Origin of the sequence: Microbacterium sp. LB12 (assembly GCF_037150835.1) — a bacterium.
GTDB lineage: Bacteria > Actinomycetota > Actinomycetes > Actinomycetales > Microbacteriaceae > Microbacterium.
Genome location: NZ_JBBCPF010000014.1, coordinates 1 through 18,158, shown reverse-complemented (window position 1 = coordinate 18,158; position 18,158 = coordinate 1). Strand labels below are relative to the sequence as shown.

Below are 18,158 nucleotides of genomic sequence, written 5' to 3'. Positions count from 1 at the left end.
GGTCTGCCTGGCAATCGGGCTCGGCACTGCAGGGTGTGGCGCCGTCGAACTCCCCGAGCGAACAGCACGTCCGACCATTTCACTGCCCACCAGCCTGCCAACGCGAGACCCAGGTGGTGGATCGCAGGAGGGTGCTGGCGAGGAGGCAACCGACCCCGCCGCGCCGCCAGCCGAATCATCCCCGGAACCCGAGCCCGAATCGTCCGCGGAACCCGCGCCCGAAGCTGGATCGGAGCCCGATCCTGGGGCCTTGCCCGAAAGCCCAGACGCAACCGCGCCCGAAGACGAGGAACGCAGTACACCTGACGAAATCCAGCCTGATTCGTCGCGCACCACATGGTGGCCTTTCGCGATCGTGCTGGTCCTTGGGGCCGCGCTCCTAATCGTGCTCGCACGTCGCGGCCATACAAAGCGCGCTTGGGACGAACGCCTTGAAGCCACGCATGCCGATCTTCGATGGCTCGAACAGACCCTCGTCCCGCAGGTTCTCGCACAAGCGACATCGGCCGAAGCCGGTGCCGCGTGGTCCGCCGGGAAGACACGCGTGCTGTTGATCGATGAAGAGCTGTACGCGTTGCAGACCGCGGACATTGATGAGAACCGTGTCCGGCGCGCGGCCGACGACCTGCGGGCCCTGCGTGACTTGGTGGACGCCGTTAACGTGGAGACTTCGGCGGATGAGGCCCTCGATGCTGAAAGTTTGCGAGTGCGGCGGGCCACTGTAGAGCTAAAGCGCGCTCACGTACGCGCCCGTCTGGGGGGCGCATAACGATGGAGACCACACGTCGAAGCATTCGGCGCCACATCTCAACCGGCGCGCTGCCTGAGCCTGGGATCGTGACCGACGTTTTGGAGCGCACCCACCGCAGATACGGCAGTGTCGAAGACGGGAACTTGTCGTCCGTGTACCCGGCCCTCGAGCGCGCCGACCCGGCGCACTTCGGCATCGCGCTGGTGGGCGCCACCGGGTCTGTCTACGAGGCAGGGGATACGCGGGTTCCGTTCAGTCTGATGAGCGTCGCAAAGCCATTTGTGTTCGCCCTCGTATGCGATCGAGTCGGGGCAAGCCGCGTGCGCGAACTCGTTGGAGTCGATGCAACCGGGCTGCCCTTCAACTCGGCATATGCCGTCGAGCGCAGCCAACACGGTCGCACCAACCCGATGGTGAACGCGGGCGCGATCGCCGTCACCAGTCTGCTGCCCGGCACGTCACTGGAGAGACGTTGGGAGGTCCTGGCAGAAGGCCTGTCGCTGTTCGCCGGGCGCGTTCTGGCGCTCGATGACGACGTGTTGAGCTCCGCTCGCGAGACGAACCTCCGGAATCGGGCGCTGTCTCTGTTGCTCGCTGAGACGGGCGCGCTTGAGGGCGACCCATTCGACGCGACCGACTTGTACACGCGTCAGAGCTGCCTAAGCGTGACAGCAACCGACCTTGCCGTCATGGGGGCGACGCTCGCAGACGGCGGAGTAAACCCCGTGACAGGCGACCAGGTCGTCAGCGGCGAGACAGCACGGGCCGCGCTCGCAGTCATGACCGTCGCGGGGCTCTACGAAGCATCCGGGTCGTGGCTGTGGGACGTCGGCCTTCCCGGCAAGAGCGGCATCGGCGGCGGGATTGTGACAGTGTCACCCGGCAAAGGAGCGGTAGGCACGTTCTCTCCCCGCCTCGACGCCGAAGGCAACAGCGTGCGCGGATGGCTGGCGACGCGCGCCGTCGCTGTGGAGCTCGGACTCGACATCCTTGCATCAGAACCCCTCGCGCAAGACCGAAAACACCAATGACGGGTGGAGCGTCGTGAGCAGCACACCTATTCAGCGCGAGGCGCTGGATTCGCGCCGTCGGCGAGAACGCCGTGCCTTGACGGCGTCACTGATCCTCTCCGTGGTGCTGGCGATCTCCGCGCTGGTCGTCGGGATCCTGGCAGGCATCCGCATCATCGTCTTCGACGGCGCATACATGGCGATCGGTTGGATTCTGTCCTGGGCGTCCCTAAGAGCCGCTCGAGCCGCAGCATCCGGACCCACGCGACGGTTTCCGTTCGGGCGGGACGCGCTCGCCCCGCTGATGGTCGTGATTCAGGGGCTGGCTCTGGCTGGAACGCTCGTGCTCGCATTTGGGGACGCTCTTGTAGTCATCCGCGATGGTGGAAGCGAGGTGAACGTCCTTGTTATCTCCATCTACGGACTCATTACCGCGCTGCTTGGGTTTGGTGCGGCGTGGTGGCTCCGCCGGTTGGCAGCCGGTTCTGATCTTGTCGCCGCTGAGGTGGCGCAGTGGCGTGCGGGATCGGTGCTCAGCGTGATCATGGTCGCGGGCGCGATCGCGGTAGCGGTCCTTGCCTTGACACCCCTGCGGGACATTGCAAGATTTGCGGATCCGATCCTTGTTTTCGTCGCGTGTGCGGTGCTCGCCCCAGTGCCCGTGCGGCTCATCCGGTCGGGTGTGAACGAATTGTTGGAAGGCGCACCGCCGCCTGAGCTCGCGGCCCGTGTCGCCGAGGTCGTCGAGAAGGCGCGCGCCGAGTTCGGGCTTCCGACCCCTGTCGTGCGGGCGGGCAAGGTCGGGCAAAAGATCTATGTCGAAGTGGACTTCGTCGTCGGCTCCGCCGCGTGGAGTGTTGCGCAGGAAGACGAGGTCCGCCGCTCGATTATCGATGGGCTGTCTCGATTGGAGTTTGACGCGTGGGCCTCTGTCGCGGTGACCTCCGACGCGACCCTTGCTGACTAACCTGACGCTGCCGCTGTGTCGATCCATCCCTATTCCAATAGCGAAAGCGATTCACCATGAGTGCGATGAAGGTGGTTTGTTGGGCTACTCCTCGTGACTTGCGCGGCCAGCAATGATGTTGGTGCGTGAGGAAGTTCCGCCCGCGGTAGTGGTCAGTCCGGTCGGGACCATGTCATGGACGATCGCCATCGCGGTACTCGTGCTCAGCGTTCTCGTGGTCCTCGTCGTCCGCCGCCGCGACCGGACGCGTCGCATGCGGCTGCCAGCGACCACAGCCCCGCTGTCTGCCGGTGCGGTGAGCTTCGCGGCTCTCGAGACCGTGGGTGAGGCCATGATCGATGCTGGGTACACAGTGAAGACCGTGCACTCCACACTCGAAGATATCGCCCGGGTCAACGGCTACCCGCGCACTGAGATCGTCGTCATGCCGACGGCCCTGTTCGTTTCCACGCGTGGCGGCGGTGAGTTGCGCACGGGAGCTGTGTCGAGCGGTCATACGCCGTTGCTGCTGCATCAACTCGACGACCTCGACCGGATCGTCGGGCAGGCGAGGACCGGCGGTGTGGATGCCAGTCGGGCGCGGGCGCTCATCAGACTGATGCGCATATCTCCGCCACCGTTCTCCGCCACGGCCCGTGTCATCGCCTACGTGTTCTTGTGCGCGGCGCTGGCTGTGCTTCTCGGCGCGTCATGGGCCGGCGTCGCCGTCGCTGCAATACTCGGCAGCGTCGTCGGCGCTGTGCTGCTGCTCGCGGCGGGTCTCCCTCGTCTCCACGAGCCGATCCTGACCGCAGCACTGGCGTTTACCTGCTCAGTAGCTGTCTTTCTCCTAGCACGGACGGAGCTCGACCCAGGAGTGCTGCCATCGCTCATCGCTCCGATCGTCGTGCTTCTGCCCGGTGCGCTGTTGACCACCGGTGTCATCGAGCTAGCGACTGGTCAGATGGTCTCCGGGGCCGCCCGGGTCGCAACGGGGTTCATGCAACTCGTCCTGCTCGCTACGGGAATCGTCGCGGGTGCTGCGCTTGTGGGCATCCCTCACATCGACCTGACCGAAGCCGATCAGCCCCTCGGGCCGATCGCTCCCTGGATCGCGGTGGCCGTGTTCGGTGCAGCCGTCGTCATCAATCGCGGTGGGCGGGCGCGGTCGATCCCGTGGATTGTTCTCGTCCTCTATGTCGCATATGCCGCCCAGGTCATTGGCGACATCTTCTTCGGGGGCGTCCTGTCAGCCTTCGTCGGCGCCCTCGCAATGACCCCGATGGCGGGATTCGTATCGCGATTGCCTTCTGGGCCGGCTGCGCCGGTCACCTTCCTTCCAGGGTTCTGGATGCTGGTGCCTGGTGCTCTGGGCCTGGTTGGCGTCACAACGATTCTCGACGGCGACGGGAGTGGCGCTGCGACCATCGTGACGACTGTGTCGACCATGGTCGCTATCGCACTCGGCATCCTGTCCGGTTCGGGGCTCAGTGGACGCTTCCGCTCACCCCGAACGCTCATCTGAGTCTCGGTCCAAAACTGAGCAACAGACAGTGGCCCCCCATCGACATCATGGAGTTCGGGCCGATCACCCGAAGGAGAGGAGCTGTGGAATGACCGCTGATTCAGGGACCGTGGTGTCCCTTGTGCTCGAGGACCTGGACGAGCTGTTCACGCCGCGGCCCGTTGACCCGCTCCACGGCAGGTTCGATGACAGGACGGGATTCGAGTACCTCGTTGAGACCGTGGATGGCTCCGCGGATGGCCTGCGGATCGACATCACCGTGACGGGGTCTACGGACGAGCGGCGTTCGGAGAGGCAGATAGCGGACGCCCTGGGAGGGTTCGCTATTGCCCACTCGGAGCGCCTCGAGTCGGAGAAGGCGCGGATACGACGTCTCGGGTTCAGGGAGCTCTTGTTCGGTCTCATCTTCCTTGCGGCATGCCTGCTGGGTGGCAGCGCGGTGGCGGTGCTCGACATCGGTCCCCACTGGGTACGCACCTTCCTCGGGGAGGGCCTCGTGATCGTCGGATGGATCGCCCTCTGGCATCCTGTCGACATGCTGTTCTTCGAACACCTCCCTCTTGCACGGGAGCAGCGGGTCCTCGCCCGACTCGCAGCCGCGTCCGTACGATTGGTCGGCGCCGATGACTGACGTGCACCGCCCTCTGACCGAGGCCGCGGAGCCTGCGCGATCCTTGCGCGTGGAGTCGCAGGCAATCTACGTGGCACTCATCGCGGGATCACTCGGCGCGCTCGCCGGGCTTATCCTCGCGCTCACCGTGCCGCCGCTTCCCATGGCCGGCGATTGGTCGTTCGGGGCTGTCCTCGCGGTGATGGCCGCCGCCACGGCAGCGGTCGCGGGAACGATCGGCTATTGGGGTGGCCGCACTGCGCACGGACAGGAATGGCGGCAGAACCTGTCTTCCGTCACGTTCACGATCAACACGATCGCGGTGGTCCTGGTTCATGTCGTCCTGGCCGCGCTGACCGTGCTCGTCGTCTACATCGTTTTGGGGCTGGGGTTCGTCGGACTCCTGGTCGATCTGTTCTGGTCGGTCGTTTTGGCGGCCGTGACGCTCGGCTTGACCGGCTACATCACTTACCTTTCGGTGTCTCGGATGACGACGCAGCGGATGTCGACCCTGCTGATGGCGTTCGTGGCTATCGGCACCATCGCTGCGATGATCACCACAACTGATAAGTCGTGGTGGGGGACGCATTTCAGTCATCTCGGGACGTTCTGGTCCGTCTCCAGTCTGCTGTTCAACGGGACACTCGTGGTCGGCGGGCTTCTCGTGACCGCGTTCGCTGTGTACCTGGCGAACGACCTCCGTGCACTCGTGAAGCGTGGGATTCTGCAACGGGCGAGCAGTTCCCGGGTCATTTCGATCATGTTCATCGTGATGGGCGTCATGCTCGCCGGCGTAGGGCTCGTCCCGGTGAACGTGAGCCGGCCGATCCACAACATCTGTGCGAGTGGCATGGCCGTCATGTTCATCGGGCTGCTCGTCGCGGGCCCGTGGGTTGTTCGTGGGATGCCGCGCGCCTATTTCATCGCGTCCGGGGCGTTCCTGGCGGCGGTGCTGCTTTCGACGGCGTTGTTCGTGGTCGGGTACTTCGGCCTGACAGCATTCGAGATCATCGTTTTCGCTCTGGTCTTCGGTTGGATCGCCGTGTTCATCCGCTTCCTCGGCGTCGCCGACCAAGCCACCGAGGCGACGTCCGGACTCGGCGCCTGACACCCGTCGACCGCGCATCACCCACATCGCGCCGTCGGCCCGTGTCGACCGAAACAGAGTGCAGCGCCGATACCATCGCCTCGTTCTCCCGAAGCACGGTCGGCGTCATCCAGTCTCGTCAGCTGAACGGCCAGATGAGCGGTACGTAGTAGACGGCCATGGCGCCGAAGAAGATCGCGAGGGGGAGTCCGAGCTTCCAGTAGTCGCCGAACCGGTAGCCGGCGGGCTTCATGACCATGAGGTTGGCGGGCGTCGCGATCGGAGTGAGGAAGGACGCAGCGCCGGCGACCGTCAGTGCCATCATGAACGGCTGTACCGACGCGTGCAGACCTGAGGCGACGGCCACCGCGACCGGTGCGACGATCAGCACGGTCGCGGTGTTGCTGATCACCTGGCCGAGCAGGATCGTCAGGACGACGACGGCGAGTAGCGCGGTTCGTGGGCCGGAGTCGCCGACGACCGTGATGAGCCAATGGGCGACGAGTTCGGCGGCGCCGGTGGTCAGGAACGCGGTCGACAGCGGGATCATGCCGGCGACGAGGACGACGGTCGTCCAGGAGATCGACCGGTATGCCTGGTTCACCCCTACTACGCGGGTGACCACGAGCGATCCCGCGGCGAGCATCGCGGCGGCGGCGGGCGGGACGAGCCCTGTCGCGAGGAGTACGACCATGAGCGCGAGGATGACCATGGCACGCTTGGCGCCCCTCCCGAGCGGGACGGAGCGGCGCAGGGCGCTGGGCGCGTCGACGACCATGACGTCGCTGGACTCCGTGTGGCGGGTCAGGTCGTCCCAGGAGCCCTGCAGCAGCAGCGCATCGCCCGCGTGCAGGGTGACTTCGCGATCGTGCAGGACCTCCGCGCCGCGGCGTGCACCGAGGATCACGAGGTCACCGCTCGGGCTTGCCATGCCGGGGAACACACGGGTGCCGATAAGTGGTGAGCGGGGCGGGATGACGATCTCGCTGACGCCGCTCGCGGGACCGATCAGCGTCTTCGTCTCGAGAGTGACGTTGTAGTCGATCTTCAATCGTCGGGTGAGCCTGCTGAGGTCCGTGGGCATGACAGCGCTCGGACGCAACGGCAGCAGCATTCGACCGAACAGCACGATGATCAGGATCGTGCCGATCACGAGCGGGATACCGACGAGCGCGAACTCGAAGAACCCGAACGGGCGGCCGCCGCTTTCCGCCGCGCGCTCCGACACGATGATGTTCACCGGTGTGCCCGTCAGCAGCAGCATGGAGCCCGCGTGCGCGGCGAACGCGAGGGGCAACAATAGCTGAGACGAGGCGATCCCTGCGCTGCTCGCGACCACGATGACGAGGGGAAGTAGCGCCGCAACGGCTCCGTTCACGCTGATGAGCGCAGTGAGCCCCGCCACGAGCAGACACACGACGAAGAGGATCGGGGTGCGCTTCTTGCCTGCCGCGCCGATGACCTTCTGACCCGCCCACGCCGTGACCCCGGTGGCGTCGAGCGATTCGCTCACGATGAACAGTGCCGCGATGAACAGCACGGTCGGATCTCCGAACCCGGCGACCGCCTGTGGGAACGTCAGGACGCCGGTGAAGTACAGCGCGAGGGAGACGCCGACCGCAACGATCCCCAGGGGGATCCGGTTGCTCGCGAACGCGATGATGGCGAGCAGGAGGATCCCGAAGGTCGCCGCGATGGGATCCATCGCTAGCCCGGCAGCGCGAAGTCAGCCGCGACAGCCGCGAGCAGGCGTGCCCCGAAGCCAGTGGCGCCGGACGCGCGCCACGAGTCGTCCTTGTCGGACTGCATTGTGCCGGCGATGTCGAGATGGGCCCACGGCGTCGCCCCGACGAAGTGGTCGAGGAACAGCGCCGCGGTCGTCGCGCCGGCGTACTTGCCGCCGAGGTTCGAGATGTCGGCGATCTCGGAGTCGAGCTGCGGCCGGTACGTGCGCTCCAGCGGCATCCGCCACACCTGCTCGCCGGTGGCCACGGCGGCGGACTCCACGAGCGCCGCCATGCGGTCGTCGTTCGCGAACACCGGTGCGGTCGCCTGTCCGAGCGCCATCAGCGCGGCACCGGTGAGGGTCGCGATGTCGATGATGGCGTCCACGCCGTCCTCGTTGGCGAGCGCGATGGCGTCCATCATCACCAGGCGGCCCTCCGCGTCGGTGTTCTTGACCTCCACGGTGGTGCCGTTGCGGGCGACGAGGACATCGCCCAGCTTGTACGCCGTGCCCGAGGGCATGTTGTCCGTGCACATCAGCCAGCCCGTCACCGCGGCCGTGGCGCCGAGGTCGGCGAGCACGGTGAACGCGCCGAGAACCGCCGCCGCGCCGCCCATGTCCATCTTCATGAGCAGGTGCATCGGGTCGCTCGGCTTCAGGCTGATGCCGCCCGAGTCGTACATGATGCCTTTGCCGACGAGCCCCAGATGGCCGCTCGGCTCACCCGCGGGCGTGTAGGACAGCTTGATCATGCGCGGCTCTTCCACGGAGCCCTGATTGACGCCGAGCAGGCCCCCGCAGCCGAGCTCGATGAGCGCCGCCTTGTCGAAGACCTCCACCGCGAAGCCGAACCTGGCTCCGAGCCCTTCGGAGATGCGGGCGAGGTCCGTGGCGGTGAGGTGGCCAGGAGGCGTGTTCGTGACATCGCGTGCGACGACGGCCGCACGGGAGGCGAGCCGCCCGGCGGTAAGGCCCGCCCTCACCTCGTCTGCATGGGCGCCCGCAAGGTCGATGGTGAAAGACTCGAGCGGGATGTGCTTCGACGCGCTCTGCAACGCCGTGTAACGGTAGCGCGCGAGCACCGCGCCCTCGGCGATGGCCGCCGCCGCCGCGCGGGGCTCGGCGGTGCTGCGGTCGACGACGAGCGCGACGCGCGCGCTGCGGGGTGCGGCGCGCACGAATGCGGCGGCGAGATCGCGCAGCTTCGCGGTATCCAGTTCCGCGGCATCCCCCGCGCCGACGGCGACGACGTCGGGGCCTTCTTCTCGAGGGACGAAGAGCGTCTTGCCGACCGCGGTGGTGAAGCCCGCCCGGGTGAGCGCGTCGCGGTCGAGCCCCAGGGCGGGGGCGACGTCGCCGTCGAGGAAGACGGCATAGCCGACCGTCTGCACGTCGCCGGGCGCATCCCCGGCGGTCAACACGATGGCGTCGAGCGCGTCGAGACCTGGTGTCGTTGGGAAGTCGGCAGGGATCAGCTTGTTCGCGCTACGGGTCATCGCTTCGTCTCCTCAGCAGTCACAGCCGCGGGATTCAGCGGCACGGATTCGTCGATGTCGTCGGGGTCGTCCGGCTCGAGCCGCTCCGGAAGCTCGCCGTCGATGCGTCCGGGCATTCTCAGCGCAGGCACGATGGCGAGCGCCGCGAGCAGTGCGAGGCCCATCAGCGACCACTGCAGCGAATGCAGCCGCGCATCCTCGTTGATCGCGATCGCCGCGGTCTTCTCCGCCTCGGAGGCGGTCGTGCCGTTCAGCACCGCTTCCAGCTGGGCGTTTGTGAGGAAGTCGGCTTGGTCGATGCGCACCTCGCTGATCAGCTGTTGCGAGATCTCCGGATGCGCGACCGCGGAGCTTGCGAGCGTGGACGCGAGGATGCCGACGGCGAATGCGCTGGCGACGGCGATGCCGACCGAACCGGACAGGTTGTGGACCAGGCCGCGCCAGGCGCCGACGTCGCCCGCGAGCTGCTTTGGGGCGGCGGAGAGGAGCGTGTTGAACACGAGGGCCACGATCGATCCCTGGCCGAGGCCGAGGAGGATGAGGCCGATCACGATGAACGCCTGGCCCCAGTCGCCGCGGATCGTAGAGGCCAGCAGGGTCAGCGCACCCGCGACGACGATGAAGCCGGCCGACGCGAGCACGCGCGGGGGGAAGCGCTTGTACAGGTATGCGACGAACGTTGATGCGAGGAAGATCGAGATCGTGTAGGGGATGATCGAGAACGACGTCTGGATGCCGGACAGCCCCTGGACGACCTGCATGTACAGCGGGATGAGGAAGTTCGCCGCCGTGCCGACGAACAGCATGATCGCCATGCACGCGGTGACCGCGAACTCGCTGCTGGTCGCGAGCACGCGCAGGTCGAAGATGCGCGAGCGGTGTTCGCGTTGCCGTTTGGATACCCAGAGGAAGAAGAGTTGTCCGATGATCAATCCCAGGACGATCAACACCGGCGCGGGGGAGATGCCGGCGATCGAGAACGGGGCCTGGTCGGTGGCGCGCCACACCCCCCACGAGTTCAGGCCGGAGAACCCGAAGCTGAGAAGGATAATCGCGACCGCGGCGAGCACGGCGCCTGTCCAGTCGATCTTCAGGTTCGGCTGGGCGGGGACCTTGCGCACGCCGAAGCTGAGCACCAGGTTCAGGACGCCGAGGGCGACCATCAGAGCGAACGACCAGCGCCATCCGATCGTCTCCGCGAACCATCCGGCCAGCAGCAGGGCGAGAATGCCTGCAAGCGGGATCGCCGCCGCCAGGAGGCCGATCGCCTTGCCCTGACGCTCGCCGTGGTAGTTCGTCGCGATGAACACGGTCAGGGCAGGGGCGATCAGGGCGATCACGGCACCAGAGGACGCCTGAGCGATGAACAGCATCGCCGGACTGACGCTCAGCGCCACGCCGGCCATTGCCGCCGCGTGGATCGCCACGGCGATCTGGAAGACGCCGCGCGTGCCGAAGCGGGCCCCGATCTTCGCGCCCAGCAGGATGAACGCCGCCATGGCGAACGTGCCGGCCGTGATCGCGGTGCCGACCGACGTCGCCGGGGTGTGTAGATCTGTCGTGATGCCGGCCATCGACACGGTGAGGGCGTTCACTGCGAAGGAGGCCTGGATCTGCGTCAGCACCACCACGATGAGCGGTAGCCATGACGCTCGTGGTTCCGCCGCTACGGTCGTTGACCCTTCGGGTGCAGGTCTGGTCATCTCTTCGTCGCCTTTCGCGCGGTCCTTCGCAGGGTTCCGTGTCCGGATTCTCCGTGGGGGAACTGCGCCTCGCGCTCCGCTGGCCCGATCCTATGGGACGAGAACGACGGCAGCGGATAGGCACTTGTAGGGGTTATGACGCTGACGTCCGGGCATCCTGCCGCGGCACCACGACCTGTCGCACGACGATCAGAACAGAGGCGGTGACAGGAATGGCCACGAGGGCCCCCAACAGCCCCATGAGTGCGGCTCCGACCATCGCGCCGATGATCACGAGAATGCCCGGTACCGCCACCGCCCGGCCCATAATCCGCGGCGTCGTGTAATACGCCTCGACCTGGATGAAACCGAGGTACAGCACGCCGAACACGAGCGCGGCCCAGGGACTCACGAACAGCGCCGCAGTGGTGCCGATCACGAGGAAGACCAGCGAACCGATGAGCGGGACGATCGTGATGAAGAACGCGCCGATCGCGAGTAGGAGTGCGATCGACGATCCGATCGCGAACTGCAGGATGAAGACGACCACGGCGTTGATCGCCGCAACGGTGATTCCGCCGGACACGACACGGCCCACCAGCGAGGTGATCTGATCGACGAGCTCGCCGAATTGCACGCGGCGGTATGCCGGGACGATCTGGGTCAGGGCCTGTTTCATCGGCTCCAGCGCGGACACGAAGTACACGGTCAAGACCATCACGATGACGGTGGATGAGACAGCTCCGATTGCGCCGGTCCCGATCTTCAGCAGGCCACCTGCGATTGCGACGAGGGATGTGAGGTCGGCAAGGCTCCGGACGAGGTCGCCGATGATCGCATGGACGTCGATTCCCCAGATCTCCCGGATTTCCTGCACCCATGCGGTCGCGCCGAGCTGTCCAATCTGGGCGGGCGCATTGTGTACCGCGTGTACAAGTTCCGCGACGAGCGGCGGGATGATGAAGAGGATGATGGCTGCGAATACCAGCACGACGGCTGTCACGACCAGGGTGAGGCTCGCGGTCCGGCTCAGCCCGTGTCGGCCGAGGAGATTGATGAGGGGCAGGAGCCCGAGGGCGAGGAACAGTCCGAGGAAGACGGAAAGGGCGACTGCGCCGAGCGACGCGAATGTCAGAGCGAGGCCGACCGCGACGAGCACCCCCAGCGCCACGACGAGCCCGGATGCGAAGGGTCGTGCAGGCACAGTGCGGAAGAGGCGGTGTGCTTGTTCCGAGGCGTCATCTGTGCTCGCTTGGTGCCTCGGCGCTGCGTCAGGAGCGCTCACTCATGATCCCCTTCCGGCGTGCTGGTTCTTTGCGCCAATTGCGTTGTGTGGACTGCGCTTGGCGGGGCTCGAGGGGTGCCTTAGTCGGTGTCGAAACCGGGTGTTACTGTGAGGCATGGAAGATTCCCTCTGGGTCCTGAAGCGGTCAGAACTCGACCTCATTCGTGAAATCGAGCCGGATCGGATGGAGCAGCTCGACGAAGACGAACTCCTAGCGTTGCACAAGCGCATCCGGAGGGCGCGTAACAAGCATGTCAGCAACTACCGCCGTAAGGGCGCCAAGCGCGTTGCTGAAGAAGGCGGTCGCGGCGCCGCCCGACCCGGCAACAAGAAGTCCCTCCTGCGGGCGGAGGTCTTCGAAGAGGCGTTGGCGCGGGTCTCCGACCGGCTCGCTGTCGTCGCTCACGAAGAGGCGGAGGCGCTCAAGGCCGAACGTCTGGCGCGGGCGCAGAAGGGCAAGTGGTCCGGTCCCGAGTCCCTCGGTGTAACCGACGGGGGAGTTGCGGATGCCGGCCGCATGCGATCGCACGAGAAAACTACCGGCGGTCTAAAGCGTGACGCATCCAGCCGTTCCCAAGGCGCTGCCCGCCAGGCCAAACGCGATTCGCGGTAGGAAACCCAGCTCCAACGATCCATGAGGTCGCCTGCCTTCAGGAAGTGCTTGCCGCAGTCTCCGGAAGTTCGGCCTGCGCCTGCCCTCACGAGGATGAAGCTCATGCAGTCGTGTGCTTCGGGTGACGCGGGGCGTCGATAGCGACGGGTCTCCGCGCGCAGGGGCCACCGCGTCGCTTGGCGAACGCCGGTCTCGCGGCCTCCAGGTGCGCGAGCGCTCCGAATCGCGATCCGGCGATCCATGGCGCGCCGAGGCGATCCCGGTTCCACGCACCTTCGAGCGCGGCGGCGATGACCTGGCCTGCTCGGAGTCACCTCGGCCCATCTGAGCCACCACACGTCTTTCAGACGAGGACCGAGCAGGCTTCCCGGAGGTGTCCGGGCTCCGTGAGACCCTTGTTCTTGACAGTCAACGAACGGAGCAGACCAGTGGCCAGCGGCTTCAAGATCAATAAAGAAGGCATCCGCCAGTTCACGCGCGAGCTGGAGCGGGAGTTCGCGAAGAATCCGGTCCGCATCCCTGTCGAGGCCGACTCATCCACGGTTGGCGCCGCTGGCGCGCTGACGGTGAACAACTACCACGGGCCAGTCGTTACGGTCACTGGAGGCAATGCGCAACTCGCGTGGAACAACGCCGGTGATGTATCCCAGACCCAGAAGAAGGTCGAGCAGATCGCACCCGGCTACGAAGACCTCGCGCGGGCCCTGACGGATCTGCTTGCCGAACTTACATCCTTCGGCCTTGGAGACGATGAGCAAGAGGCGCGATCGCAGGCAGAGGCTGTCTTGGCAGAGGTCGTCAAGACTGACCCGGATCAGGGCGTGATCAGGCGAGGGCTGACGATGATCAAGGGATTGCTCGCTCCGATCGCCGCGGGAGTCACAGCCGCGGTTACCGCCGAATCGACCGAAGCGGCGCGTCATACAATCGAGGTACTTGGCAGCAGCCTGCCGCTCTGACGACTCGAAGCTGACCGACCACGGCGGTTGCCGTCGCAGTCTCATACGATCGGCTACCCGCCGCGTGACCTGTTCGGTTCTCCGCACCTGCTGTGCGTGACGGTTTCGATGCGGGTGATGTCGGCGGGCGACGGCTACAGGTACCTCTTGAAGTCTGTCGCGGCCGGCGACGGTGACCGCTCGTTGTCCACTCCGCTGACCCGCTACTACGCCGAGGCGGGCACCCCGCCGGGGTTTTGGATGGGCTCGGGGCTGGGCCGGCTCGGCCACGGTGAGCTGGCGCAGGGCGCCCGGGTCTCCGAAGCCCAGCTCCAGCTCTTGATCGGGATGGGGCACGATCCGCTCACCGGCGACCCGTTGGGCCGCGCCTACCAGCAGTTCGATTCGGTCGTGGAACGGATCGAGCAGCGCGTGAATGCCTTCAGCTCCGAGCTGGGGCCGGCCGCGCGGGCGCAGGAGGTCGCCGCGATCGAGGCTGAGGAAGCCGAGCGTGGCACCCGTCGCGCCGTGGCCGGTTATGACTTCACGTTCTCGGTGGCGAAGTCGGTGTCCGCGATCTGGGCGGTCGCCGACGCGGGCACGCAGACGTTGATCGCGGACGCGCATCACGCGGCAGTTGCAGAGCTGGTTGCGTTCCTCGAACGCGAGGTTGCAGCGACCCGCGTGGGCGCAACCGGCCCGGACGGAGCGGTTGCGCATGTCGATGTCGCCGGCGTCGCAGCGGCGGCATTCGACCACTACGACAGTCGATCTGCCGACCCGCAGTTGCACACGCACGTCGTCATCAGCAACAAGGTGCTGACCGTGCAAGACGGCCGCTGGCGCACCCTCGCCGGCCGGCCAATGCACTCGGCGGTCGTCGCGGTCTCCGAGCTATACAACGCGGCACTGGCCGACCGGCTCGCGCGCACGCTCGGAGTCGAGTGGGCAACGCGGGAACGCGGTCGGGATCGGAACCCGGCCTGGGAAATCGAGGGCGTGCCGGACGAGCTGATCGGTGAGTTCTCCACCCGCTCCCGGCACATCGAGGCCGAGAAGGATCGCCTGATCGCGGAGTACGTCGCCCGGCACGGCCGGCAGCCGTCCGCCCGGACGGTGCTGAAGCTCCGGGCGCAGGCGACGCTCGCCACCCGGCCGGACAAGCAGCTCAGGTCGCTGGCCGACCTCACCGGCGAGTGGCGACAGCGCGCAGGCCGGGTGCTCGGGCAAGACGCGACCGGCTGGGCGCGCACCCTCACCAGGACCGCCGCCGAGGCACCGCGCGCGGCGCTGCGCGCTGACGACGTGCCGCTGGACGTGGTGGGCGAGGTCGGGCAGACCGTGATGGAGACGGTCGGTGAGAAGCGTTCGACCTGGACTCGCTGGAACCTGCACGCCGAAGCGTCCCGGCAGTTGATGGGGTGGCGGTTCGCGAGCATCGAAGATCGCGAGGCGATCACCGGGCTCGTGGTCGACGCCGCCGAGCGCGCCTCCCTGCGGCTGACCCCGCCCGAGCTCGCGACCAGCCCGCTCGAGTTCCGCCGCCCGGACGGCACGACCCGGTTCCGCCCACGGCACTCGACCCTGTTCTCATCCGAGACGCTGCTGGCCGCCGAAGACCGCCTCCTGGCCCGCGCCGCCGACACCGGCGGCCCGGTCGTGTCGTTGGAGGTCGTGGAGAAGGTCACCAGCCGACCCGACTCCCAGCACCGGATGCTGGGCGAGGATCAGGCCGCGGCGCTGGCCGCGATCGCCCTCTCCGGCCGGGTCGTGGATGTCCTGGTCGGCCCGGCCGGTGCGGGAAAGACCACGGCGATGAACGCATTGCGCCGTGCCTGGGAGAAGGAGCACGGCCGCGGCTCCGTGGTTGGGCTCGCGCCTTCGGCGGTCGCCGCGCAGGTCCTCGCCGACGACCTCGGGATCGCCACGGAGAACACGGCGAAGTGGTGGGACATCCACATTCGCACCGGGGCGACCTTCACCGCCGGGCAGCTCGTGGTCATCGACGAGGCATCCCTGGCAGGCACCGCCTCCCTCGACCGGATCACCAACGAGGCGGAGCAGGCCGGCGCGAAAGTGCTCCTGGTCGGAGACTGGGGCCAACTCCAGTCGGTCGATGCCGGCGGCGCGTTCTCGATGCTCGTCCACGCCCGAGACGACACCCCGGAGCTGAGCGACATCCACCGCTTCATCCACGCGTGGGAGAAGACGACCTCTCTGCAACTCCGCCACGGGCGGCCCGAAGCGATCGACACCCTCATCGACTACGACCGGATCACCGGCGGCGAGGCTGAGGCGATGATCGTCGCCGCCTATCGGGCGTGGCAGCGTGATGTTGCCGCCGGGCTCGCGTCGATCCTGGTGGCCGAGACGCACGAGACGGTGACCACGCTCAACGCGAGGGCGCGGGCGGATCGGATCATCGACGGCGCTGTGAACCCGGCCCGGGAACTGCCCCTGCACGACGGCACGGCTGTCTCCGCAGGCGATCTGGTCATCACCCGGCACAACGATCGCCGGCTTCGCAATGGCCGAGCCTGGGTCCGCAACGGTGCCCGCTGGATCGTCACGCAGGTCCGCGAGGACGGATCGGTCAGCATCCGCCCGGCCGGCCGCCGGTTCGGCGGCGGGATCGTCCTGCCCGCCGACTATGTGGCCGAGTACCTGGACCTGGGCTACGCGGTCACCGCGCACCGCGCGCAGGGCGTCACGACTGATACCGCGCACGCGGTCGTCACCGCGACGACGACGCGGGAGAACTTCTACGTCTCGATGACCCGCGGCGCCCACAGCAACCACGCCTACGTCGCCGTCGACCGGGAGGACTACGAGCACGCGACCCCGCATCCCGGCGACAGCCCGAACGCCACAGCACGCAGCGTCCTCGACGGCGTGATCCAGCACGTCGGCACCGAACTGTCGGCGCACGAGACGATCACCGCCGAGCAGGAACAGCTCGGCGGAATCGCGCAGCTCGCCGCCGAGTACGAGACGATCGCGCAAGCCGCCCAGCACGACCGCTGGGCCGCCCTCCTTGCCGCATCGGGTCTGACCGGCGAGCAGGTCGATGCCGTGCTCGACTCCGACGCCTACGGTGCGCTGTCGGCCGAGCTGCGCCACGCCGACGCCAACCATCACGACCTCGACACCCTGCTGCCCAGGCTCATCGCCGCGCGCACACTGGACGACGCCGCCGACATCGCCACCGTCATCCATGCCCGTCTCGCCCGCGCCACCATCCGGCCGGCCGGGTCCGGCCGCGCCCGCAAGCCGGCCCGCCTCATCGCAGGGCTGATCCCGCACGCCGGCGGCCCGATGGGCGAGGACATGCGCCGCGCCCTGGACGAGCGTCGTGACCTCATCGAGGCCCGCGCTGACGCCGTGCTTCGTGGAGCCCTCGCCGACAAGAGCCCTTGGACGGCGAGCCTGGGTCCCGTACCCGAGGACGAGAGGCAGGACGGGGCGTGGTGGCGCGCCGGCCGCATCATCGCGGCCTACCGCGACCGGTACCAGATCGCCGACGACCGCTCGCCGCTTGGTCCGGCACCGGAGAGCACCAGACAGAAGATCGACCGCACACGAGCCGAAGCATCGCTCAGTGCACTCACCCCGAGCACGTCGCGTGAGCCTGAACGCGACATGGCGCGGGTCGCGGATCGCGGCTTGCGCTTGTGAGTATCCCCGATCCGACACGCGACGTGGTGCAATGCCGGACCGATCACGTTGCTAGATCGAGCGGGGCGGCATTCCCGTCCCGGAACGGTCGATCCGGTGTCCGCGCCCGAACTCCGCTCGGTTCAACACGTCGGGAATTGTCGAGTCGGTGTCGAGAAGGGCGACGACGTCGCTGGCCTGGGTGATGACAGACGCGAGCCCTTGCTTGATGAGTTCGTTCGGGCCGGTGCTGGCAACGCTTGTCACAGGGCCGGGCACTGCTCCGACACCCCGCCCGAGACTCCGGGCATTGCGGACCGTCGTGAACGAGCCGGAGCGCACCCCGGCTTCAGGTATGACGACGGCGCTGGTCAGCGCCGCCATCAGCCGGTTGCGAGCCTCAAATCTGTGCTTGGTCGGCGCGGTTCCAGGAGGCAACTCGCTCACCAGCAGGCCAGCGTCCCCGACCCGGTCCAAGAGTTCACTGTGTCCAGCCGGGTACCGTCGATCCAGGCCCGTCGCGAGCACTGCGATCGGCTGGCCCGCTGCTGCGAGAACGGCACGGTGCGCAGCTCCTTCGATGCCGTAAGCGCCGCCTGCGACAACCACCCGCTGCTCATCGGCGAGGCCCGTTGCCAGTTCGCGCGTGACATGCTCCCCGTAACCGCTCGACGCCCGAGCACCGGTGATCGCGACCCGCTCACTCAACCCCGATCCACCATGTCGGGTGCGGTTCGTGGGCGTGCCGTGAAGTGAAATGTCCTTCTGGTCTGGGAAAATGTTGATTGTCTAGAGCAACGTTTACCAGTCCGGAAGGACACCTCGTAAGTGAAAG

General features: G+C 67.1%; 14 protein-coding genes. 9 read left to right on the top strand and 5 right to left on the bottom strand.

Annotated features, from left to right (window positions below; all coding sequences use genetic code 11):
- Positions 1 to 250: 250 nt before the first annotated feature.
- The 6 genes from WFM69_RS17695 (at position 251) to WFM69_RS17670 (ending at position 5,950) form a co-directional block, all read left to right on the top strand.
- Positions 251 to 769, top strand: coding sequence for a hypothetical protein (locus WFM69_RS17695; protein ID WP_336627551.1), 519 nt, complete (start codon positions 251 to 253; stop codon positions 767 to 769).
- Positions 770 to 771: 2 nt separating this feature from the next.
- The gene (glsA, locus tag WFM69_RS17690; RefSeq protein ID WP_336627550.1) at positions 772 to 1,782 is read left to right on the top strand and encodes a glutaminase A; all 1,011 of its coding nucleotides are present in this window, start codon (positions 772 to 774) and stop codon (positions 1,780 to 1,782) included.
- Positions 1,783 to 1,795: 13 nt separating this feature from the next.
- On the top strand, positions 1,796 to 2,728 hold the full coding sequence (locus tag WFM69_RS17685) for a cation transporter (RefSeq protein ID WP_336627549.1): 933 nt from the start codon (positions 1,796 to 1,798) through the stop codon (positions 2,726 to 2,728).
- A gap of 214 nt (positions 2,729 to 2,942) precedes the next feature.
- Positions 2,943 to 4,232: a threonine/serine ThrE exporter family protein gene (locus WFM69_RS17680; RefSeq protein ID WP_337006976.1), complete on the top strand. Its 1,290-nt coding sequence runs from the start codon at positions 2,943 to 2,945 to the stop codon at positions 4,230 to 4,232.
- 88 nt (positions 4,233 to 4,320) lie between these two features.
- On the top strand, positions 4,321 to 4,863 hold the full coding sequence (locus WFM69_RS17675) for a hypothetical protein (RefSeq protein WP_336627547.1): 543 nt from the start codon (positions 4,321 to 4,323) through the stop codon (positions 4,861 to 4,863).
- A 49-nt stretch (positions 4,864 to 4,912) separates the two neighbouring features.
- Positions 4,913 to 5,950 (top strand): hypothetical protein, encoded by a 1,038-nt coding sequence (locus tag WFM69_RS17670; protein WP_337006974.1) that lies wholly within the window; start codon positions 4,913 to 4,915, stop codon positions 5,948 to 5,950.
- Positions 5,951 to 6,068: 118 nt separating this feature from the next.
- Here the strand turns inward: WFM69_RS17670 and WFM69_RS17665 are convergent, their stop codons facing one another.
- The 4 genes from WFM69_RS17665 to WFM69_RS17650 all read right to left on the bottom strand — a co-directional run bounded on the left by WFM69_RS17665 (position 6,069) and on the right by WFM69_RS17650 (position 12,037).
- A complete protein-coding gene (locus tag WFM69_RS17665; protein ID WP_336627545.1) occupies positions 6,069 to 7,634 on the bottom strand; it encodes an SLC13 family permease in 1,566 nt (521 codons plus the stop codon).
- Between the two features lie 2 nt (positions 7,635 to 7,636).
- Entirely contained in the window at positions 7,637 to 9,151 is a 1,515-nt protein-coding gene (locus tag WFM69_RS17660; RefSeq protein WP_336633514.1) for a leucyl aminopeptidase, read from the bottom strand.
- On the bottom strand, positions 9,148 to 10,854 hold the full coding sequence (locus WFM69_RS17655) for an MFS transporter (protein WP_336627543.1): 1,707 nt from the start codon (positions 10,852 to 10,854) through the stop codon (positions 9,148 to 9,150). The genes WFM69_RS17660 and WFM69_RS17655 overlap by 4 nt, the downstream gene beginning before the upstream one ends.
- Before the next feature lie 133 nt (positions 10,855 to 10,987).
- Positions 10,988 to 12,037 (bottom strand): AI-2E family transporter, encoded by a 1,050-nt coding sequence (locus WFM69_RS17650; protein ID WP_336627542.1) that lies wholly within the window; start codon positions 12,035 to 12,037, stop codon positions 10,988 to 10,990.
- Positions 12,038 to 12,233: 196 nt separating this feature from the next.
- Between WFM69_RS17650 and WFM69_RS17645 the strand changes: the two genes are divergently transcribed.
- The 3 genes from WFM69_RS17645 (at position 12,234) to mobF (ending at position 17,344) form a co-directional block, all read left to right on the top strand.
- Entirely contained in the window at positions 12,234 to 12,731 is a 498-nt protein-coding gene (locus WFM69_RS17645; RefSeq protein ID WP_336627541.1) for a hypothetical protein, read from the top strand.
- 428 nt (positions 12,732 to 13,159) lie between these two features.
- Entirely contained in the window at positions 13,160 to 13,690 is a 531-nt protein-coding gene (locus WFM69_RS17640) for a hypothetical protein (protein WP_336627540.1), read from the top strand.
- A gap of 108 nt (positions 13,691 to 13,798) precedes the next feature.
- Entirely contained in the window at positions 13,799 to 17,344 is a 3,546-nt protein-coding gene (gene mobF / locus WFM69_RS17635; protein WP_336633517.1) for a MobF family relaxase, read from the top strand.
- Positions 17,345 to 17,395: 51 nt separating this feature from the next.
- Here the strand turns inward: mobF and WFM69_RS17630 are convergent, their stop codons facing one another.
- The gene (locus tag WFM69_RS17630; protein ID WP_336627539.1) at positions 17,396 to 18,031 is read right to left on the bottom strand and encodes a DNA-processing protein DprA; all 636 of its coding nucleotides are present in this window, start codon (positions 18,029 to 18,031) and stop codon (positions 17,396 to 17,398) included.
- Between the last annotated feature and the right edge of the window lie 127 nt (positions 18,032 to 18,158).